This window comes from Sanguibacter sp. 25GB23B1, assembly GCF_040012415.1.
Taxonomy (GTDB): Bacteria; Actinomycetota; Actinomycetes; order Actinomycetales; family Cellulomonadaceae; genus Sanguibacter.
Map to the genome: position 1 here is coordinate 36,628 of NZ_JBDYKL010000008.1, position 20,864 is coordinate 57,491.

Annotated in this window: 17 protein-coding genes; 11 read left to right on the forward strand and 6 right to left on the reverse strand. The window is 70.4% G+C overall.

The annotated features are described in order from the left end of the window. Positions 1-14: 14 nt before the first annotated feature. Positions 15-1,493 (forward strand): leucyl aminopeptidase, encoded by a 1,479-nt coding sequence (locus tag ABKW26_RS06785; protein WP_348592069.1) that lies wholly within the window; start codon positions 15-17, stop codon positions 1,491-1,493. Positions 1,494-1,527: 34 nt separating this feature from the next. Here ABKW26_RS06785 and ABKW26_RS06790 read toward each other — a convergent pair whose 3' ends face one another. Then, on the reverse strand, positions 1,528-1,899 hold the full coding sequence (locus tag ABKW26_RS06790; RefSeq protein WP_348592071.1) for an oxidoreductase: 372 nt from the start codon (positions 1,897-1,899) through the stop codon (positions 1,528-1,530). 185 nt (positions 1,900-2,084) lie between these two features. On the opposite strand from ABKW26_RS06790, the gene lpdA reads away from it, so the two are divergent. The 3 genes from lpdA to ABKW26_RS06805 all read left to right on the forward strand — a co-directional run bounded on the left by lpdA (position 2,085) and on the right by ABKW26_RS06805 (position 6,371). Beyond that, complete coding sequence (lpdA, locus tag ABKW26_RS06795; protein ID WP_348592073.1) at positions 2,085-3,470, forward strand: dihydrolipoyl dehydrogenase; 1,386 nt, start codon at positions 2,085-2,087, stop codon at positions 3,468-3,470. A 29-nt stretch (positions 3,471-3,499) separates the two neighbouring features. Continuing rightward, entirely contained in the window at positions 3,500-5,284 is a 1,785-nt protein-coding gene (gene sucB, locus ABKW26_RS06800) for a 2-oxoglutarate dehydrogenase, E2 component, dihydrolipoamide succinyltransferase (RefSeq protein ID WP_348592075.1), read from the forward strand. A gap of 169 nt (positions 5,285-5,453) precedes the next feature. Then, positions 5,454-6,371 (forward strand): TIGR01777 family oxidoreductase, encoded by a 918-nt coding sequence (locus ABKW26_RS06805; protein ID WP_348592077.1) that lies wholly within the window; start codon positions 5,454-5,456, stop codon positions 6,369-6,371. Here the strand turns inward: ABKW26_RS06805 and ABKW26_RS06810 are convergent. The 3 genes from ABKW26_RS06810 to ABKW26_RS06820 are packed head-to-tail and all read right to left on the reverse strand — an operon-like array spanning position 6,319 to position 11,126. Beyond that, positions 6,319-7,728 (reverse strand): hypothetical protein, encoded by a 1,410-nt coding sequence (locus ABKW26_RS06810; protein WP_348592079.1) that lies wholly within the window; start codon positions 7,726-7,728, stop codon positions 6,319-6,321. The genes ABKW26_RS06805 and ABKW26_RS06810 overlap by 53 nt on opposite strands. Before the next feature lie 48 nt (positions 7,729-7,776). After that, positions 7,777-8,865, reverse strand: coding sequence for a Gfo/Idh/MocA family oxidoreductase (locus ABKW26_RS06815; RefSeq protein ID WP_348592080.1), 1,089 nt, complete (start codon positions 8,863-8,865; stop codon positions 7,777-7,779). Continuing rightward, positions 8,862-11,126, reverse strand: coding sequence for an MMPL family transporter (locus ABKW26_RS06820; protein ID WP_348592081.1), 2,265 nt, complete (start codon positions 11,124-11,126; stop codon positions 8,862-8,864). Before ABKW26_RS06820 ends, ABKW26_RS06815 begins: the two co-directional genes overlap by 4 nt. 48 nt (positions 11,127-11,174) lie before the next feature. Here ABKW26_RS06820 and ABKW26_RS06825 point away from each other — a divergent pair, with 48 nt between their 5' ends. The 4 genes from ABKW26_RS06825 to ABKW26_RS06840 all read left to right on the forward strand — a co-directional run bounded on the left by ABKW26_RS06825 (position 11,175) and on the right by ABKW26_RS06840 (position 14,196). Next, positions 11,175-11,633 (forward strand): MarR family transcriptional regulator, encoded by a 459-nt coding sequence (locus ABKW26_RS06825; RefSeq protein WP_348592083.1) that lies wholly within the window; start codon positions 11,175-11,177, stop codon positions 11,631-11,633. Between the two features lie 9 nt (positions 11,634-11,642). Beyond that, positions 11,643-12,335, forward strand: coding sequence for a lipoyl(octanoyl) transferase LipB (lipB, locus tag ABKW26_RS06830; RefSeq protein WP_348592085.1), 693 nt, complete (start codon positions 11,643-11,645; stop codon positions 12,333-12,335). 31 nt (positions 12,336-12,366) lie between these two features. After that, on the forward strand, positions 12,367-13,377 hold the full coding sequence (gene lipA, locus ABKW26_RS06835; RefSeq protein ID WP_348592087.1) for a lipoyl synthase: 1,011 nt from the start codon (positions 12,367-12,369) through the stop codon (positions 13,375-13,377). A 69-nt stretch (positions 13,378-13,446) separates the two neighbouring features. Next, on the forward strand, positions 13,447-14,196 hold the full coding sequence (locus ABKW26_RS06840) for a DUF4191 domain-containing protein (protein ID WP_348592089.1): 750 nt from the start codon (positions 13,447-13,449) through the stop codon (positions 14,194-14,196). A gap of 76 nt (positions 14,197-14,272) precedes the next feature. On the opposite strand, the gene ABKW26_RS06845 is transcribed toward ABKW26_RS06840, so the two are convergent. Beyond that, positions 14,273-14,716, reverse strand: coding sequence for an RDD family protein (locus tag ABKW26_RS06845; RefSeq protein WP_348592091.1), 444 nt, complete (start codon positions 14,714-14,716; stop codon positions 14,273-14,275). A gap of 196 nt (positions 14,717-14,912) precedes the next feature. On the opposite strand from ABKW26_RS06845, the gene glnA reads away from it, so the two are divergent. From glnA to ABKW26_RS06860, 3 genes are all read left to right on the forward strand, one after another. After that, the gene (gene glnA, locus ABKW26_RS06850; protein WP_348592093.1) at positions 14,913-16,337 is read left to right on the forward strand and encodes a type I glutamate--ammonia ligase; all 1,425 of its coding nucleotides are present in this window, start codon (positions 14,913-14,915) and stop codon (positions 16,335-16,337) included. Positions 16,338-16,428: 91 nt separating this feature from the next. Next, positions 16,429-18,567 (forward strand): CHAT domain-containing protein, encoded by a 2,139-nt coding sequence (locus ABKW26_RS06855; protein WP_348592095.1) that lies wholly within the window; start codon positions 16,429-16,431, stop codon positions 18,565-18,567. A gap of 18 nt (positions 18,568-18,585) precedes the next feature. Further along, positions 18,586-20,100, forward strand: coding sequence for a hypothetical protein (locus tag ABKW26_RS06860; protein WP_348592096.1), 1,515 nt, complete (start codon positions 18,586-18,588; stop codon positions 20,098-20,100). Between the two features lie 12 nt (positions 20,101-20,112). On the opposite strand, the gene ABKW26_RS06865 is transcribed toward ABKW26_RS06860, so the two are convergent. Continuing rightward, complete coding sequence (locus tag ABKW26_RS06865) at positions 20,113-20,808, reverse strand: M23 family metallopeptidase (protein WP_348592097.1); 696 nt, start codon at positions 20,806-20,808, stop codon at positions 20,113-20,115. Positions 20,809-20,864 lie beyond the last annotated feature (56 nt).

The window sequence follows — 20,864 nt, forward strand, 5'->3', positions numbered from 1 at the left end:
GCTACGATCGACACGTGCCAGACCTCACTCTCACCACCTCAGACCTTCGTTCCATCGATGTCGACGCCCTGGTCGTCGGGGTCGTCAGCACCCCCGCGGGACTCGCGATCGCGTCTGTCGACACGTTCCCCGACCCGGTGCGCGCGGCTGTCGACCTGACGATCCTCGGCGCCAGCGCGGACGCCGACTCGACCCTCCGGATCCCCGCTCCCACAGGCGTGGGTGCCAAGGTGCTCGTCCTCACCGGTCTCGGCGCCGCGGACGCCGTCACGCCGGAGAGTCTCCGCCGCGCCGCCGGTGCAGCGGTCCGCTCCGTCGCCGGCCTGACGTCCGTCGCGCTCGCCCTGCCCACCTCCGACGAGGGCGAGGTCTCGGCGGTCGCCGAGGGCGCCCTCCTCGGTGCCTACTCCTTCCGCACCTACCGCACAGGGAAGGCCGCGACGACAGGCATCCCGGTCACGGCGATCACGGTGGTCACGCCCCTCGCCCGCCAGTCCGCGGTCAAGAAGGCCGGTGTTCGTGCGTCGGTCGTCGCTCAGGCCGTGAACGGCACCCGCGACCTCGTGAACACACCACCGAACGACCTCTTCCCGGCGGCGTTCGCGGACATCGCCCGCGCCGCCGTCCGCGGCACGGGGGTGAAGATCAGCGTGCTCGACGAGAAGGCACTGACTTCCGGCGGGTACGGCGGTCTGCTCGGGGTGGGGCTCGGTTCCTCGCGCGGCCCCCGCCTCGTCAAGCTCACCTACGCCCCCTCACGTCCCAAGGCCAAGATCGCTCTCGTCGGCAAGGGGATCACGTTCGACTCGGGCGGCATCTCCATCAAGCCCGCCAAGGGCATGGAGGCCATGAAGTCGGACATGGCCGGTGCGGCGGCGGTGCTCCACACCGTCCTCGCCGCCGCCGAGCTCGGTCTCCCGGTGGCCGTGACCGGCTGGCTCTGCCTCGCCGAGAACATGCCGTCGGGTACGGCTCAGCGTCCGTCCGACGTCATCACGATCCGCGGCGGCAAGACCGTCGAGGTCCTCAACACCGACGCCGAGGGCCGGCTCGTCCTCGCGGACGGTCTCGTGGCCGCCGGCGAGGAGAAGCCCGACATCATCCTCGACATCGCGACCCTCACGGGGGCGCAGATGGTCGCCCTCGGCAACCGTGTGTCCGCCGTCATGGGCACAGACACCACGCGCACCGCCGTCGTGGAGGCCGCGACCGGTTCCGGTGAGCAGTTCTGGCCTATGCCGCTTCCCGTCGAGCTCCGCGCGTCGATGGACTCGCCCGTGGCCGACATCGCCAACATGGGCGAGCGCTTCGGTGGGATGCTCGTCGCCGGGCTCTTCCTCAAGGAGTTCACCGGCGACTTCCCGTGGGCACACCTCGACATCGCCGGCCCGTCCTTCAACGAAGGATCGGCGCACGGCTACACACCCGTGGGTGGCACCGGAGTCGGTGTGCGAACCCTGCTGGGCTTCCTCGAGGCGCAGGCCGCGAGCTGAGCCTCGTCAGCTGAAGCCGGTCGGCCGTGCGAGGTCAGTCCTCGCGCGGCCGACGGTCCCGCTGCCGACGGCGGTGGGCCGAGTTCCAGTCACGCATCCGCTGCGGGTAGCCGGTGAAGTTCACGTCGTACACCGGGATGCCGAGGTCCCGGGCGATGGATCGTGCGGTCGACGCGTCCGGGACGCGCCGACGCGTCCACTCCCCCGTCGTCGCGATGAGCAGGACGCTCGTCGGCTCGTCGACCGTCGGCGGCTCGATGTACGCCTCGACGCCGACGCGCGTGGCGGTGAACTCTGCAAGGTGCTCGCGGGTGCGGCGCCGACGGACACTCTCGGAGTCCGGCTGGCCGGATCCGTCGCTGGCCCTGCCGGTCCGGCGGCTGAACAGCCGGGACAGTCGTGACATGCCCGCAGACTACATCGCGCCCCGGACGTCCCGGCGAGCCTCGGTCGGGTCCTCCACCTACAGTGAACAGGTGTCTTGAGGATCACACCGCACAGAAGCCGCATCCGACGCGTTGCGCTTTGGACAGCGTCGCCTTGATGACAAGATGGGCAAGTACCACATCCAAAGCGCCTAAGGAGCTGCACGTGGCCGAGACCCCCGGCACCGATTTCGACATCGTCGTCCTGGGCGGAGGGAGCGGCGGCTACGCCACCGCTCTCCGTGCCGCCCAGCTCGGCCAGAAGGTCGCCCTCATCGAAGAGGACAAGCTCGGTGGTACGTGCCTCCACTACGGCTGCGTCCCGACGAAGGCCCTCCTGCACGCCGCAGAGCTCGCTGACAACGCACGAGACGGCAGCCACTTCGGCGTGCTCTCGGAGTTCAAGGGCATCGACATGAACGGCGTCAACGGCTACAAGGACGGCGTGGTCAACGGGCTCTACAAGGGCCTCCAAGGACTCGTGAAGTCGCGGGCCATCACGCTCGTCGACGGCCACGGCACCCTCGTGGCGAAGGACACCGTCGAGGTCGACGGCAAGCGCATCACCGGCAAGCACGTGGTGCTCGCCACCGGCTCCTACTCGCGGTCGCTGCCCGGCCTGGAGATCGCCGGTCGCGTCCTGACCTCCGAGCAGGCGCTCAAGCTCGACTACGTCCCGAAGTCCGTCATCGTCCTCGGTGGCGGCGTCATCGGCTCGGAGTTCGCGAGCGTCTGGCGCTCCTTCGGTGCCGACGTGACCATCGTCGAGGCTCTGCCGCACCTCGTCCCGAACGAGGACGAGGCCCTCAGCAAGGCTCTCGAGCGTGCGTTCCGCAAGCGCGGCATCGCCTTCAACCTCGGCGACCGGTTCTCCGGCGTGACGCAGGACGACGACGGCGTGCACGTCACCCTCGAGTCGGGCAAGACCTTCGACGCCGAGCTCCTCCTCGTCGCTGTCGGTCGCGGTGCCCGTACCGCCGACCTCGGCTTCGAGGCGCAGGGCATCACGATCGACCGTGGCTTCGTCATCACGGACGAGAAGCTGCACACCGGTGTCGGCAACATCTGGGCCGTCGGCGACATCGTCCCCGGCCTGCAGCTCGCCCACCGCGGCTTCGCGCAGGGCATCTTCGTGGCCGAGCAGATCCTCGGGATGAACCCGGCACCGATCGTCGAGTCCGGCATCCCGCGCGTGACGTACTCGGACCCGGAGATCGCGTCCGTGGGTCTCACCGAGGCGAAGGCGAAGGAGCAGTTCGGGGCCGACGCCGTCGAGACCCTCGACTACAACCTCGCCGGCAACGGCAAGAGCAAGATCCTCGCGACCCAGGGCTTCATCAAGCTGGTCCGACAGAAGGACGGCCCCGTCGTCGGCGTCCACATGATCGGCGCCCGCGTCGGAGAGCTCATCGGCGAAGGCCAGCTCATCGTCAACTGGGAGGCGTACCCCGAGGACGTCGCCGCTCTCGTCCACGCACACCCCACTCAGAACGAGGCACTCGGAGAGGCGTTCCTGGCTCTGGCCGGCAAGCCCCTGCACGCCCACAACTGACCAAGCGATCGAAGGAGACCGAAAAGGTCATGTCCGACAACGTGCAGATGCCCGCACTGGGCGAATCAGTCACCGAAGGAACCGTTACGCGCTGGCTCAAGGCCGTGGGCGACGAGGTCGCGCTCGACGAGCCGCTGCTCGAGGTGTCGACCGACAAGGTCGACACGGAGATCCCGTCCCCGTTCGCCGGCGTCCTGGAGAAGATCCTCGTGGAAGAGGACGAGACCGTCGAGGTCGGTGCTCCGCTCGCCGTGATCGGTTCCGGCGACGGCGCCACCGCGGAAGAGCCTGCTCCCACAGAGCCCGAGGCCGCGCCCGAGGCGCCTGCCGCCGAGCCCGAGCCCCAGCCGGCTCCCGCTGCCGAGGCTCCCGCACCCGCCGCGGCGAGCGACGCGCCCGCCGGCGACGGCGAGGAGATCAAGCTCCCCGCCCTCGGCGAGTCCGTCACCGAAGGAACGGTCACCCGCTGGCTCAAGCAGGTCGGCGAGACCGTCGAGGTCGACGAGCCGCTCCTCGAGGTCTCCACGGACAAGGTCGACACCGAGGTGCCCTCACCGGTGGCCGGGACCGTCCAGCAGATCCTCGTCCAGGAGGACGAGACGGTGGAGGTCGGAACCGTCCTCGCGATCATCGGCTCCGGCGCTGCCGCACCGGCCGCCGCCGAGGCTCCCGCGTCCTCGGGCCACGCGCCCAGCGCTCCGGCCGAGACTCCTGCAGCCGAGGCGAACGCTGTCGCTGCGCAGGACGAGGCGCCTGCGCCGACCCCTGCCCCCGCTCCGGAGAAGGCGCCCGCACCCGCAGCCCCCGCTGCCGCCCCGGCCCCCGCCGCCGCGGCTGCTCCGGCTGCCACCGCCGGCGGCAGCAGCTCGTACCTCACCCCGCTCGTGCGCAAGCTCGCGGCGGAGAAGGGTGTCGACGTCTCGTCCCTCACTGGCTCGGGAGTCGGCGGACGCATCCGCAAGGAGGACGTCCTCGAGGCCGCGCAGAAGGCCGCCGACAAGGCAGCCCAGGAGTCCGCCGCGACGGCAGCCAAGTCGGCACCGGCAGCGTCGGCGGCACCGTCCGCCAAGGCAGCGAGCATCCCTGACGTGTCGCCGCTGCGTGGCACGACGGAGAAGGCGAGCCGTCTGCGCAAGATCATCGCCGAGCGCATGGTCGACGCGCTGCACTCCCAGGCGCAGCTCACCACCGTCGTCGAGGTGGACGTTACCCGCATCGCCCGCCTGCGCGCGAAGGCGAAGGAGACGTTCAAGGCACGAGAGGGTGCGAACCTCACGTTCCTGCCCTTCTTCACGCTGGCGGCCGTCGAGGCGCTCAAGGCCTTCCCCAAGGTCAACGGCGTCCTCGAGGGTGACACGATCACCTACCACGGTCAGGAGAACGTCGGCATCGCCGTCGACACGCCCCGCGGTCTGCTCGTCCCCGTCATCCGGGACGCGGGCGACCTCAACCTCGCCGGGATCGCCCGCAAGATCGTCGACCTCGCCTCGCGCACCCGCGACAACAAGGTCACGCCCGACGAGCTCGGTGGCGGGACGTTCACGATCACCAACACCGGGTCCGGCGGAGCGCTCATCGACACGCCGATCGTCCCGGGTGGCACCTCGGCCATCCTCGCGACCGGGACGATCGTCAAGCGTCCTGCAGTGATCACGGACGCCGACGGCGCGGAGGTCATCGCCATCCGCTCCATCTGCTACCTCTCCCTGTCCTACGACCACCGTCTGGTCGACGGCGCGGACGCCTCGCGCTTCCTCGTCGCGATCAAGAACCGCATCGAAGAGGGTGCGTTCGAGTCGGAGGTCGGTCTCTGACCGCTCGGTGACGACGATCTGAGAACCACACCGGGCACCGCCCGGAGAGCAGGGCCCGCGACCGTCGGTCGCGGGCCCTGCGTCGTCCGTGCCCCGGTCGACCACGCGCACGCCGACTCCGGCGCACCGGCTCCGAGCACGTTGACCGGCCACCGCCTACGCTTGCGCCATGCCTGAACTCGCTGGAAGCCGTCAGACCGTCGTCGTCGCAGGATCGAGCGGCCTCATCGGGACAGCGCTGGTCCGAGCGCTGCGCGCCGACGGCCACACGGTCCGCACGCTCGTGCGCGGCCCCGCATCCTCCCCCTCGCAGACGTCCTGGGACCCGGCTCGAGGGCACCTCCCGGGCGACGCCCTCGCCGGTGCCGACGCGGTCGTCAACCTCGCCGGCGCAGGGGTGGGCGACCACCGGTGGACCGAGTCCTACCGGCGGACGATCCTCGACTCGCGCGTCTCGACCACGTCCCTCCTGGCGAAGCGCCTGAGCACCGCCGAGCACCCTGCCCCGGTGCTCGTCCAGTCGTCGGCCGTCGGGATCTACGGCGAGCGCGGCGACGAGGTCCTCACCGAGGAGTCCGAGCGGGGCGAGGGCTTCCTGGCCGACGTCGTCGAGCAGTGGGAGGGCGCCACGTCGGTCGCCCGTGACGCGGGCGTGCGCGTCGCGCTCGCCCGGTCCGGCATCGTGCTCTCGCCGTCGGGAGGCGCGCTCGGCAGGCTCCTCCCCCTCGTCCGGCTCGGTGTCGGCGGGCGCCTCGGCTCGGGCCGACAGTTCTGGAGCTGGATCACCCTCGAGGACGAGGTCCGTGCCCTGCGTCACCTCGTCTCCTCGCCGGTGAGCGGGCCGGTCAACCTCACGGCACCGGAACCGGCGCGGAACGCGGCGATCACGGCGGCGCTCGGTTCGGCGTTCCACCGGCCCACGGTCCTTCCGGTCCCGTCGATCGCCCTCAAGGTCGCGCTCGGCGAGTTCTCGTCGGAGATCCTCGGGTCGCAGCGGGTCCTGCCCGCGGTCCTCACCGGATCAGGCTTTCGCTTCAACCACCCGACGCTGCAGTCGGCAGCGGCGTGGTTGCACCCGAGCTCGTGACGAGCCAGGCCGTCGCCTGTCCCACCACACCTTGCGCCCCGTCTGCACCTACCGCGGAGACACGCCACCCGGCGTCGGTCCGGACGAGGGTGAGCACGGCAGCCTGCGGCCCGCTGGCGGGGACGACAACGCTCCCGCCCGCCCGCCGCACCGCGTACTCGCTCGTGGCGTAGACGACCTCGACGCGCGCGCTCGACGCGTCGCTGTCGAGCAGGGTGGCCGAGTCCACGGTCGCCGACAGCCCCGTCAGCGACGCACCGTCGGCGACCAGCTCGCCCACCAGGTCGAGCGCCTGTGTATGGGCAGGTGACCCTGGTTCGGTGATCTCTGCCCATGCACGGGCGTCGATGTCCGGGTCGGCGGCGGTCAGGCGCGCGATGAGGTCGAACCGTTCCTCGGTCAGCGTGACGGCCGCCGCTGCCGGTCCGTCTGCCGGGCCGTCGACCTGCGGGGTGCCCGTACCGTCGGCGCTCGCCACCGGGTTCGGGTCCCGAGCCGCGATGTCCTGACCCGCTCCGCCCCACCAGGCACCGGCGACCGTGACGGCCAGGACGAGTCCCCCGACCGCGAGCGCGACGGGCCGGCGTCGCCTGCCTCCTGCCCGTGGGTCCTCGTCGCGCGGCTCGCCGGGGACGGGTGAGGCCGACGGCGGCTCGAGGACGAGGAGCGGCTGGCATGCCGCGACGTCGTGGCTGAGCGCGGCGAGCGTGCCCACGCCGGGACGCGACCGTGCGTCGCCCAGCGCACTGACGATCGTCCGGTTGAGGGCGCGCAGGGCTGCTGCTGGGTGGGCGGGTGCTCGTGGACCGTAGGCGTCGACGATGACCGAGTCGGTGAGCGCCGCCAGGTGATAGGCGTCCTCCGCGGGCGAGGCCGGGAGCGGGTGGTCGGCACCGGCCTGCGGGGACGGGACGACGAGCCGGGGCTGTCCGTGGACGACCACGACGTCGGCGGCGGTCAGAGGCCCGTAGACGAGTCCTCCTGCGTGCAGGCGTGCGAGCGCCCTGCCGAGCACGACGAGCACCGTGCTCGCCTGCCCGGCGGAGAGTCGACCCTGCAGCTCGACGAACTCGGCCAGCGTCCGGTCGGCCAGGGGTCGCAGGAGCGCGACGGCGTCACCCAGGTCGACGGCGTCGTCGAGCTGCTCGACACCAGGGTCGTCGACGGTGCGCCAGCGGGCGAGGTGCTCGGAGCAGCGGTCGCGGGCCGCGTCGTCCGGGAGCGGGACGATGGTCAGCGCGGAGCGGCGCCCATCTCGCACGACGACGGGGACGGTCTCACCGGGCGTCGTGTCGGCGAGCGCATACCCGGCGCTGAGGAGCGTCGCACGCCACGGGTCGGTGAGCGCGGTGTGCATGGACCCATCTCACCGTATGCACGGCGTGAGATGGCGTTGTCCACAGCGTCAGAGGTGCACGCGCTCACCGGTGGCTGCGCTGCGTCGTGCTGCGTCGAGCACCCGGGCGGTGCGGACCGTGTCAGCGGGCTCGACGGGGACGGGCCCTGTCCCTCGCACCCATCGTTCGACCGCTGGGTAGAAGTCGCCGTGGCCTCCCGGGGTACGCGGCACAGGGGTGCGCTCGCGTCCACGCGCGATCCACCCTTCCGAGCCAGCGGGAGCGTGTGCGTCCATCTCCTCGAACGGTGACGCGTCCGCCTCGAAGGTCGTGACGACATAGGCGCCGCCGTCCCCGAAGACGCGGGTGCGCGGTCCTGGAGCGCCGACGACGGACCCAGCCGAGAGGTGGCTGACGACGCCCCGTTCCCCCGGTCGGGCGGTGTGGTGCAGCGAGAGGAAGACGTCGTCCTCGGCGGGGGTCGTCAGCGACCTGAGTTCGGCGTACACCGACGCGACCGGACCGAACAGCTGTGCGGCGGAGTCGACGAGGTGCGCACCGAGGTCGAGCAGCAGACCGCCGCCGACGGTGTCACGCTCTTTCCAGCGGTTCTGCGGGACCGGGCGCCACCGCTCCCACCGGCGCTCGAAGCGGTGGACTGTGCCGAGCTCTCCCGAGTCGATGACGCTGCGCAGGGTGAGCTGCTCGGGGTCCCACCGTCGGTTCTGGAAGACGGTGAAGGGGGTGCCGGTGCTCTGGGCGAGGTCGACGAGCGCCTGGGCTCCGCCTGCGGTGAGCGCGGCGGGCTTGTCGACGAGCACCGGGACCCGGGCCTCGAGCGCCTGCGTGACGTGCTCCTCGTGGAGGGTCGACGGGCTCGCGACGACCATGAGGTCGTAGTGCTCCTGCGACCGGACGAGGGACGAGACGTCCTCGTGGATGCGCACCCCGGGCCAGTCGGCCTCGGCCTGGACGATCCGCTCGGGTGAACGGACCACGACGTCGGTGACGAGACAGCCGGCGTCGCGGGCGAGTCGAGCATGGATGCCGCGGCCGGCTCCCCCGTAGCCCACGAGGCCGATCCTCAGTCCTGCCCCCTCCGAGGGGGTCTGGACGGTGGAGGGGGTGGCCTGGTCCTGCGGGTGCTCCTGGGTCATCCACCCACGGTAGCGGCCTCCAGGCGATCGGTGTCGCCCGCCCGTGCGCCCTCGTCCCGGACGAGCTTCGACGGCCACCAGACGACCGGTCCGAGGTCGTGCACGAGTGCCGGCACGAGGAGCGACCTGACGACGATCGTGTCGAGCAGGACCCCGAAGCTGACGATGAAGGCGAGCTGGGCGAGGAAGAGCAGCGGGATGATGCCGAGTGCCGCGAACGTGGCTGCCAGGACGATCCCGGCCGAGGTGATGACCGAGCCCGTGACCGTGAGGCCGCGCGTGACGCCGAGCCGCGTGCCGTGGTGCAGCGTCTCCTCGCGTACCCGGGTCATGAGGAAGATCGTGTAGTCGACACCCAGCGCCACGAGGAAGCAGAAGGCGTACAGCGGCACGGTGGGGTCAGCGCCGGGGAACCCGAAGACGTGGTTGAACAGGATCGCCGAGACCCCGAGCGCCGCCCCGAACGACAGCACGTTCGCCGCCATGAGGAGCACCGCGGCGAGGACGGAGCGCAGGAGGAGCATGAGGATGAGGAGGACGACGACGAGCACCACGGGCACGATGACCTGGAGGTCGCGTGTCCCGGCTGCCTGCGTGTCGAGCCGCTGTGCGGCGGCGCCCCCGACCATCGCGTCGTCCGACGCGGCGTGGACGGCCTCGCGCAGGTCGGTGACGGTCGCGACGGCTCCTTGCGTGTCTGCCGGGTCGGTGGTGACGACGTCGATCCGCACCGCCCCGTCGACGACGACCGGCGGTCCTGCGTCGGCCGCGCCCGGGCGCCCCGCGCTGCTGGACTCGGTGACGATCGACGCGCTCTCCACCCCGTCGACGTCCTCCGCCGCTGCGAGCACGGCGTCGGCGTCGGTCTCGGGCGCGATGACGATCGCGGGCTGCACGCTCGCTCCGGGGAAGTGCTCGACGAGCACCTCCTCACCGTCGACGGAGTCGACCTGGGTGAGGAACACGTCTCCCTCACCTGTGCCGCTCGCGTCGAGCGTGGGGACGAAGGCCGCAGCGGCGGCGAGGACGACCGCGGTGACGACCCACACCCGGCGGTCGTGCCGGGCGACGAACGCGGCGACCCGGGCCCAGAGGCCGGTCGTCGCGACGGTCGCGGAGGCGTCCACCGCCGCGTCGGCCGAGCCCTCGACGAATGCGGGCTTGATGGGCCAGAAGACTCCGCGGGACCGCTTGCCGCCCATGAGGAGCAGCGCAGGCAGGAAGGTCAGCGCCGCGAGGAACGCGGAGACGATGCCGATGGCGGCGACCGGACCGAGGCTGCGGTTCGAGGCGAGGTCGGAGAGCAGGAGGCAGAGGAGCCCTGCGATGACGGTGCCCGCACTGGCGAGGATCGGCTCGAAGCATGCGCGCAGCGAGCGGCGCATGGCGTGCGCAGGGCTCTGGACGTGCTTGAGCTCTTCGCGGTAGCGGGCGACGACGAGCAGCGAGTAGTCGACGGCGGCTCCCACGACGAGGATCGAGAGGATGCCTTGGGCCTGTCCGTTGAGGACGAGCGTGCCGGCGTCGGCAAGGTAGAAGACGACGAGACCCGCGAGGGAGAGCGCGAACACCGCCGTGAGGATGACGATGAACGGGAGGATCGGCGAACGGTAGACGACGGCGAGGATGAGGAGCACCGCGACGAGGGCGACGAGCAGGAGCACGGTGTCGATCCCGCCGAACGCGACGACGAGGTCCGCGACGAACCCGGCCGGGCCGGTGACCCATGCGGCGAGGCCGGCGTCCTCGAGGGGGTCCACGAGCGCCTCTCGGACGACTTCGACGACGGTCGGGGTGAGCGACTCGCCGTCGGCGAGCGAGTCGCCGGCCAGCGCGGCGTCGATGGGCACGGTCACGAGGAGCGCGAGGCCGTCCTCCGACGGCACCACGACCGGTGGCGCGGTGAGCACGTCGGCGAGCGTCTGGGGGTCGTTGGTCCCGGCACCCGGGACGGCGAGGCCGGGGATGTCCTGCGCCAGCGTGTCGACGGCGGCGATCTGCTGCGGAGTGAGCGGCTCGCCGTCCTGCGTCTCGAGCACGACGAGAGCGGGCAGGCTCTCCGTGTCGACGAAGTCGCCGGAGACCTCCCCGACCTGGGTGGACTCCGCGCTCGTGGGCAGGGAGGCCGCGGCGTCGTTGGTCTGGACGGAGCTCAGCTTCCCCTGTGCCTGGCCGCCCACCGCACCGATGCCCAGCCAGATCGCGAGGACCGCCACTATGATCAAGCCGCGCAGGACGCCGGCGCTCTTTTTACTCAGCATGCTTAGTATTGTTGACGACGCTCTCAAGAGGCGCAAGACGGAGGACAGATGGAGGACGATCCGGCATCCTGGGCGACCGGACGACTCCTCTCCCACGTCGCCCGACACCTCGAGCGACAGTGGAACGCTCACCTCGAGGCGTGGGACCTCAACCACGCGAGCCTGCCCGTGCTCCTCGCCCTCCTGCGCTCCGACCACTCCCAGCGGGAGCTGGCGACCGCCTCCGGAGTGACGGAGCAGACCATGAGCCGCGTCGTCGGGCGGCTCGAGCGGCACGGCTACGTCAGCCGGACTGCCAGCCGCACGGACGCCCGTCGCCACGTGGTCCACCTCACCGATGCCGGCCGCGCCGTCGCCCTCGAGGCTGCAGACATGCAGACCGGGGAGGAGATCGCGACGCGCGGGCTCGCCCCCGAGGAGGTCGACCGGCTGCGCGAGCTGCTGCTGCTCATGGTCCACGCAGCCGACGCCGAACCCGCCGCCGAGCCACCATCGGCCACGGGCTAGCCTGGACCCATGGAGATCCTGTCGCTCGACCTCGGGTCGTCCCTCGCCGACTACGAGACCACCTGGGCGCTCCAGCGCGAGGTCCACGGCGAGGTGGTGAGCGGAGCACGCCCCGACACGGTCCTGCTCGTCGAGCACGCGTCCGTCTACACGGCGGGACGACGGACCCGCATCGCGGAGCGACCAGCCGACGGCATCCCCGTTGTCGACGTGGACCGTGGCGGCAAGATCACGTGGCACGGACCCGGCCAGCTCGTCGCGTACCCGATCGTCCGGCTCACCGACCCGATCGACGTCGTCGAGTACGTCCGCGTCCTCGAGCAGGCGGTCATCGACCTCTGCGCGGACCTCGGCCTCGTCACCGTCCGGGTGGACGGCCGCAGCGGGGTCTGGTTCCCGGCGACGAGCACCCGGCTCGAGCGCAAGGTCTGCGCCATCGGCGTCCGTGTCGCACGCGGCGTCACCATGCACGGCCTCGCGCTCAACTGCGACCCCGACCTCGGGGCCTACGGCGCCATCGTGCCGTGCGGGATCTCCGACGCCGACGTCACGTCGCTGAGCGACGAGCTCGGTCGGCCGTTCAGCGTCCTCGACGCAGAGCCGCTGCTGACCCGCCACCTCGACGAACAGCTGGCGGCGCTGTCGCAGACGTCACGTCCCGGGACCGCAGGGAGCACAGAAACCGCGGGCGCCCTGGCGTAGGCTGACCAGAACCGAAACTGGGAGACTGCGCGTGACAATCGCACCTGAAGGACGACGCATGCTGCGGGTCGAGGCCCGCAACAGCGCCACCCCCATCGAGAAGAAGCCCGAGTGGATCAAGACCCGGGCAACCATGGGGCCGGAGTACACCGAGCTCAAGGGACTGGTCCGCAAGGAAGGTCTGCACACGGTCTGCGAAGAAGCGGGCTGTCCCAACATCTTCGAGTGCTGGGAGGACCGCGAGGCGACGTTCCTCATCGGCGGCTCCCAGTGCACGCGCCGCTGCGACTTCTGCCAGATCGACACCGGCAAGCCGGACGACTTCGACGCCGACGAGCCCCGTCGCGTCGCCGAGTCCGTCCGGGCGATGGGGCTCAAGTACTCGACCATCACCGGCGTCGCACGCGACGACCTCGCCGACGGCGGCGCCTGGCTCTACGCCGAGACGGTGCGCCAGATCCACGCGCTCAACCCCGGCACCGGCGTCGAGCTCCTCATCCCCGACTTCAACGCGATCCCCGAGCTGCTCGCCGAGGTGTTCTCCTCCAGGCCCGAGGTCCTCGCCCACAACCTCGAGACCGTGCCGCGCATCTTCAAGGAGATCCGGCCCGGCTTCCGCTACGACCGTTCCCTCTCGGTGCTCACGCAGGCTCGCGAGGCCGGCTTCGTCACGAAGTCGAACATCATCCTCGGCATGGGCGAGACCATCGAGGAGGCGGAGCAGACCCTCCAGGACATGCACGACGCCGGGTGCGACCTCATCACGATCACGCAGTACCTGCGACCGTCGGTGCGTCACCACCCTGTCTCACGCTGGGTCAAGCCGGAGGAGTTCGTCTACCTCTCCGACGCAGCCGAGCGCATCGGCTTCCTCGGTGTCATGTCCGGACCGCTGGTCCGGTCGTCGTACCGTGCCGGACGCCTCTGGGGCCAGGCCATGACGAGCCGTGGCCTCGAGATCCCTGCGGCCCTCGCTCACCTCGCAGAGCCGAAGTCGTCGCGCCAGGAGGCCTCGAGCATCCTCGCGCGGTCTCCCCGCTGACGCCGCGGCTGTCCGGCCGGTCCCTGACCGGCGTCTTCCCCTGCGTTCCGCCCCAGTAGACTGAGGACCATGGCCCGCAAGAACACTGACGCGACCCCCACGGGCGTCGCTCCCGGCGCCCCGGGCGCCCCCAAGCAGAAGAAGCCGAAGAAGACCCGCTGGTACCACCAGATCTTCCAGGCCTACAAGATGACCTACGCGCGGGACCGCAAGGCCCCCTGGGTGATGCTGGCCGCCGCTGCGGCCGTCATGGCGGTCGCCGTGCTGCTGGGTCTGTGGTGGGGGCAGCTCGTCTACCTCATCATCGTCGGCATCCCCTTCGCTCTTCTCGCCGCGATGTTCGTCCTGGCGCGCCGGGCCGAGCGCGCCCAGTACGCCGAGATCGAGGGACAGCCGGGCGCGTCCCGAGCGGCGCTCGGCACGATCCGCCGCGGCTGGTCCTTCGACGACGAGCCCGTCGCCGTCGAGCCGAAGACGCAGGACCTCGTGTTCCGCGGACTCGGTCGTGCGGGCGTCCTGCTCGTCAGCGAGGGACCGCCGCACCGCGTGAAGAAGCTCCTCGACGCCGAGCAGCGCAAGCTCGGTCGCATCCTCTCGGGGGTGCCGGTCGTCGTCGTCCAGTGCGGCCCCGACGAGGGGCAGGTCCCCATCGCCAAGCTCGCGCGCCACGTACGCAAGCTCAAGCCGAAGCTCACGAAGGCGGAGGTCGGCGAGGTCGGCAAGCGGCTCACGGCGCTGGGCAAGATGCGCATGCCCATCCCCAAGGGCGTCGACCCGAACCGCGCACGGCCGGACCGCAAGGGCATGCGCGGACGCTGAGCGCCCCGCTCTGCACCTCACACGACGGCACCGCTCGACGACGAGCGGTGCCGTCGTCGTTCCTCCGAGAGCCGCCCTACCGCGAGCGGACGATGATCGTCCGTGCAGCCTTGTCGTGCATGCCTCGTCCGTCCGCGTCCCAGATCGCAGCGGGGACGACGAGGACGAGCAGGACCGTCCGGATCGCGCCGAGGAGGAACCCGATCATCAGCGCCTCGCGCCCCTCGGTCCGCACGCGGAGACCGAAGATCCGGTGTCCGACCGTCGAACCGACCGTCGACACGAGCACGAGGTTCTCCACCGCGAAGATCGCCAGGGTCGCCAACGGCGCCCCGTCGAAGAGCAGGTAGCCGACGAGCATGCACAGGAGCCAGTCGACGACCAGCGCCGCGAGGCGGAGCGTCACGGGCGCGAACGACCCAGGACCGGTCGCGGGGAGGCCCAGCCGGTCGTCGCGACCACCGACGTCGCCCGATGGTGAACCGTCGAGCCAGGAACCGAAGTCTTCTCGTGATGCCACCCCTCAAGCGTACGTGCGATCAGCGACGGTCCACCTGTAGGGTCGAACGGCAGATGAGCCGACCGTGTCACACGACCGTCACGCAGAAGACGCGTTGGTAACACGTGCGAAACATCTGCAACACGGGAGCGAAACCCTCTCCCTCTAGTTTTCAATTGCCCGGGTACGCAGGGCGACATCGACCAAGGAGCAATGGATGTTCACCACAGCCGATGAGGCAATCGCCTTCACGAAGAACGAGGGCGTCGAGTTCGTCGACGTCCGTTTCTGCGACCTGCCTGGCGTCATGCAGCACTTCAACATCCCGATCGCACAGTTCGAGGAGTCGGCCTTCACCGACGGGATGATGTTCGACGGTTCGTCGATCCGTGGCTTCCAGGCCATCCACGAGTCGGACATGAAGCTCATCCCCGACGTGACGACGGCCTACATCGACCCGTTCCGCAAGCGCAAGACGCTCATCGTGAACTTCTCGATCGTCGACCCCTTCACCGACGAGGCGTACTCCCGCGACCCGCGCAACGTCGCGGCCAAGGCCGAGGCGTACCTCCGCAGCACCGGTATCGCCGACACCGCCTTCTTCGCTCCCGAGGCCGAGTTCTACATCTTCGACGACGTCCGGTTCAAGACGAGCCAGAACGAGTCGTTCTACCACATCGACTCCCAGGAGGCGGCCTGGAACACCGGTCGCGTGGAGGAGGGTGGCAACCTCGGCTACAAGACCCGCTACAAGGGTGGGTACTTCCCCGTCTCCCCCAACGACCAGATGGCGGACCTGCGCGACGAGATGTGCGCCGTCCTGACCGAGGTCGGGCTCGACGTCGAGCGCGCGCACCACGAGGTGGGCACCGCCGGTCAGCAGGAGATCAACTACCGCTTCAACACGCTGCAGCACTCGGCCGACGACCTGATGAAGTTCAAGTACGTCATCAAGAACGTCGCCTGGGAGGCCGGCAAGTCCGCGACCTTCATGCCGAAGCCGATCTTCGGTGACAACGGCTCGGGCATGCACTCGCACCAGTCCCTCTGGAAGGACGGCGTGCCGCTGTTCTTCGACGAGAAGGGCTACGGCGGTCTCTCCGACATGGCTCGCTGGTACATCGGCGGTCTCCTCAAGCACGCCCCCGCGCTGCTCGCGTTCACGAACCCGTCGGTGAACTCCTACCACCGCCTCGTCCCCGGCTACGAGGCGCCCGTCAACCTCGTCTACTCGGCGCGCAACCGTTCCGCGTGCATCCGCATCCCGGTGACAGGGAACTCGCCCAAGGCGAAGCGCATCGAGTTCCGCGTGCCGGACCCGTCGGCCAACCCGTACCTGGCGTTCGCCGCGCAGCTGCTCGCCGGCATCGACGGCATCAAGAACCGCATCGAGCCGCCGGAGCCGGTCGACAAGGACCTCTACGAGCTCCCCCCCGAGGAGCACGCTGCGATCCAGCAGGTGCCCGCGTCGCTCGGCGAGGCTCTCGACGCTCTCGAGGCCGACCACGACTTCCTCACGGTCGGCGACGTCTTCACGCCTGACCTCATCGAGACGTGGATCGACTACAAGCGCACGCACGAGATCGACCCGATCCGCCTGCGGCCCCACCCGCACGAGTTCGAGCTGTACTACGACATCTGAGATCTCGTAGCCACCTGAAGACGGCCCCCTTGACCGATCCTCGCTTTTGGTTCAAAGTGGGACATGCCTTCCAGTGCTGGGGGTGGGGCCCGTGTTCGTCACCACGATCACCGTCGACGCGCACCAGACGATGTCCGACGCGGCGGAGCGGACGTCAGGGATCCCTGACGCGGGGTACGTCGTCGTCCGGCGGCGCGAGGGGCTCGACCTGTACTTCTACGCCTACCGCGCTGGCTTCCTGCGAGAGATGGCTGGAGTCTCGGGGGCCGGCCGGGTCGTTGACGTCCTGAACCTGCACGAGGGCATGGCCAGTCCGACAGCCCAGGTCGATGCGCCGCCGACGGCGGACGTCGGGCTCACCATCGTGCTCGACGGCGACTCGGCCGTCGGGCTGATCCTCGAGAACGCCACGTCCGACCGTGGGACCGGCATCGACGTCCGGCCGATCAGCCCTCCGACCGCCCGACCTTCACATCCCGCTGTTCCAGGCCTCCACGTGAACGAGGGGTGGATACGCGACGAGCAGACAGTGTGGGGTGGCGGTGTCTCCGCGGGCGACTCGCGTGTTCCTGACCTCACAGAGCGGGTGTCACCGACGCCGGAACTGGGACCGGAACCGGAACCGGAACCGGAACCGACCATGCACTTCACCGCCCATCCGCGCCTCGACTGCCCTGCGGTGGTCTCTGTGGGTGAGCCCCTCGACCTGACGGTGGGGCTGAGCGCGCAGGAGGTTCGGGGCACGGTCGGTGGAATGGTCTCCGTCGAGACGGACCTGGCGGAGCTCGATCTCGTCGTCACCGTGGTGGCCAGCGGCTTCACCGCACAGCGGACCCGCGACGTCCTCCATGTCGACCGGTCGAACCTGTCGGCCAACGCGGTCACCTTCGCCCTCACGGCTGAGCCCATCGAGGGCGCCCTTCAGCCAGCCACCCTGCAGGTGGACTTCTCGTACGGCGGGGTGCTCTGCGGACGGTCCTGGCGTGCCGTCGTGGTCACCGCGGAGCCGAGCCCCCTGAGCCCCCACGGTGCGCCCAGCCCCGTGGTGCACCGTGAGATGCCGAGCACCTCGGTCCTCGTGACGGAGTCCGATCGCCCGCCCGACCTCGTCATCACCATCAGCGAGAACGACGACGGCACACAGCTGGAGTGGCAGTTCACGACCCGGCACGCCGGCGTGCACCTCCCGGCTGGGATGGTTCGGAGCCGGTTCCAGAAGCACAACGCCAAGACCTTCGCGATGCAGCAGATCCGGTTGATCCACGAGTCGATCGGCTCTACGGCGGTCGCCACCCGCGTCGTCGGCGCGGCGCGCACGATCGCCGACGAGGTCCCGCCCGAGGCGTGGCGGGTGCTGGCGGAGGTGTGGTCCCGGACCGCGACGGAGGACCGACGTCCGTCCGTGCTGCTGGTCAGCACGGACGCCTACATCCCCTGGGAGCTCTCGTCCACAGAGGTCCAGTACGTCGGCGCAGGCGTGATGGACTCCTCGGTCCCGCCCTTCCTGGGGGCTCAGACCTGCATCAGCCGGTGGAACGCACCTCAGGCCCGTGGAGCGGGCGGGGTGCTCAACCCGCCGCTGCCGCCGCCCGAGTCCCACGACATCCGCACGATGGTCCTCGTCATCGGCGACTATCTCGCCACCAACGGTGTGCGGCCCCTGCCCAAGGCGACCGAAGAGGGGAACGAGCTCGCCGCGCTCTACCGTGCCGTCCGGCTCAGCGCTGAGGTGGGCGAGATCGAGCCTCTGTTCAACGGCGTGCTCGTGCGCGACGGCATGCAGGTCGACCCGGATCTCGTGCACTTCGCCTGCCACGGGCAGATCGACCCGAACCCGGGCTTCAACGGGATCGTCCTCAACGAGGGCAACGCCCGTCTCGACGCTCTGTACGTCGCCGGCAGCCGGATGCTGCGGCCGTTCGTCTTCGTCAACGCCTGCCAGGTGGGGCAGACCACCGAGCTGCTGGACGACGCCGGGGGCCTGGCCACGTCCTTCCTCAAGACCGGGGCACGCGGGTTCGTCGCCCCGCTCTGGAACGTCGACGACCAGATCGCCAAGGACACCGCGCTGGGGTTCTACGACGCGGCGCTGCGCCAGCGGACCCCGGTCGCCGAGGTCCTCCGACGACGCAGAGCGATGTTCGATCCCGGAGCAACGAAGCCGGAGCCGACGCACCTTGCCTACATCTACTACGGACACCCGAACCTCGTGCTCGCACACGCCCGTTGACCACGAAGCGGAGAGACCATGGCTGAGCTGAACGGCACCGGTGGCGCGGTCGACGTGGCCCCCGGCTACCGGATCGTGGCCCCGGGACTGCTCGGGACCGTCACGGCGCGCGAACGACGACCGCCCGGAGCGCTGGACCGGGGACCCGAGCTGATCACCCCGGCGTTCGACCACGCCATGGAGGCCGCCGGCCTGCGGGAGGTGATGAACCTCGACCTCGCCGTGCGCCAGGTCCCGGTGCCGCCGTCTGCGGCGCAGACGCGCACCGTGGCGGGAGAGGACGCGTTCGTCCTCGAGACACCCGATCTCGGAGCCGACGTGGGCCAGGTCGTGCTCGCCGTCGACGGGGCAGGCGCCGTGACCTGGAGCTTCCCGGAGACCTCGACCCGGGAGATCGAGCCACCCCGAGACCGGGGCGCCGGCGGAGTGAAGCGGTTCGTCGTCCGGTGGACCGCGCCTCCGCAGCCCCAGACGGACGAGACGGAGCGAGGGCTCTTCGGAGCGGTGGGCAGGACGTTCCTCAAGGTCCTGGTCTACCCGGTCACCGATGCCGTGCTGGGGCCGGTCACGGAGCACTTCGCCCGTGCGTGGGAGACCCGGCAACGTCCCTACACCCTGCGCCCGTTCCGGCCGGAGGGCTTCCGGGTGCCGAGCCTCGGGCCACTGACGGGCCCGGAGTGGGAGCACCTGGGGACCGGACCAGCACTGCTGTTCGTGCACGGGACGATCTCGACGTCGCACGGCGGCTTCGGGAGCCTGCCGATCGAGACCATGACAGAGCTGTACCGGAGGTACCACGGGCGCGTCTTCGCCTTCGACCACTTCACCCTCTCGCACTCACCGGAGGAGAATGTCGCCGAGCTTGCGGCCCGCATGCCTGACGGCATGAGCGTCGAGGTGGACGTCGTGTCCCACAGTCGCGGCGGGTTGGTGTCGCGCGTGCTCGCCGGTGAGCTCGACGGTGGGGCGGCACCTGGTCTCAGCGTGCGGCGGGCGGTGTTCGTCGCGACGCCGAACCACGGCACGGCGCTGGCCGACGCCGACCACATGATCGCGTTCATCGACCGCTACACCTCGATCCTCAACCTTGCCCCGCCGGGACCGCTGCAGGTCGTCAGCGAGATCCTCGAGGCGATCGTCACGATCGTGAAGATCATCGGAAGCGCGGCGCTGCACGGTCTGGAGGGCCTCATGGCGATGGACCCGCGCGGGGACCTCATCGAGCGGCTCGACCGCGGGCGTCGTCCGACGGCGGACTACTACGCGATCGCCGCTGACTACCGTCCGACCGGCGCGCTCTTGTCCCTCGTGGCGGGAGGTGTGGCCAACGCCGTCATCGACCGGGTGTTCGGGGGCACGGCGAACGACCTCGTCGTCCCGACCCTCGGCGTGTCTCAGGGCAGCACGGCTCCTGCCCCGCTCGTCGCGGGGAACCGTGCGTTCACGTTCCCCGACTCGGCGGGCGTGCTGCACACCAGCTTCTTCGGCGCACCTGAGACGACTGCTCAGCTGCTCAGCTGGCTGCCCGGCTGACCGAGGCGGGAGTCAGCCGTGACGGCGACGGCCGCTCGCTGTCGACGGTTCGACGACTGCCCGCTCGTCCGGGATGCCCTGGACGATCTCCGTGGGCGTCCCGTCGCGGTGCCAGAGACGATACTGACGAAACTCGACGGGCACGCCGCGCGCGACCGACGCGTCCGGGCCGTCCATGGCTTGGACGTGCAGGTGCGGCTGGGTCGAGTTTCCTGAGCTCCCGCACTCGGCGAGCTGCTGACCGACCGTGACGCGTTCCCCAGCACGGACGCGCACCGACCCCTCACGGAGGTGGACGAGTGCCACGTACACCGACCGGTCGTCCAGCCCGATGACCACGTGGTTGCCGGCGACCGCACCCAACCCTGCACGCACCCGAGAGACCTGCCCCAGCGCATAGGGGACGAGAGCGAGCTGCGAGCGGCGCCCAGCGTGGTCGGGCTCATCGTCGTGCGCCACCACGACCACACCGCCGACCGGCGCGAGGATCGGGCGGCCGAAGGCATAGAACCTCGATGCCGGCTCGGTGGACAGGACGGAGCGCCAGTCACGGACCGGAGCAGTCCTGCGACGCGCGTCCACCGCCACGAAGTCGATCGCGTAGCGCTCGCCGAACAGGTCCGTGCCATGGCTCGGCACCCGGCGCGCGGGACTGTTCTGCACGAGCCACCGTCCGGTGAACGGGAGTGTGAGTACGACCGGGGGCACCCCACGAGTCTCCTCCCTGTCGGCGCCGTCCCACGAGACCGACACCACGGACGGAC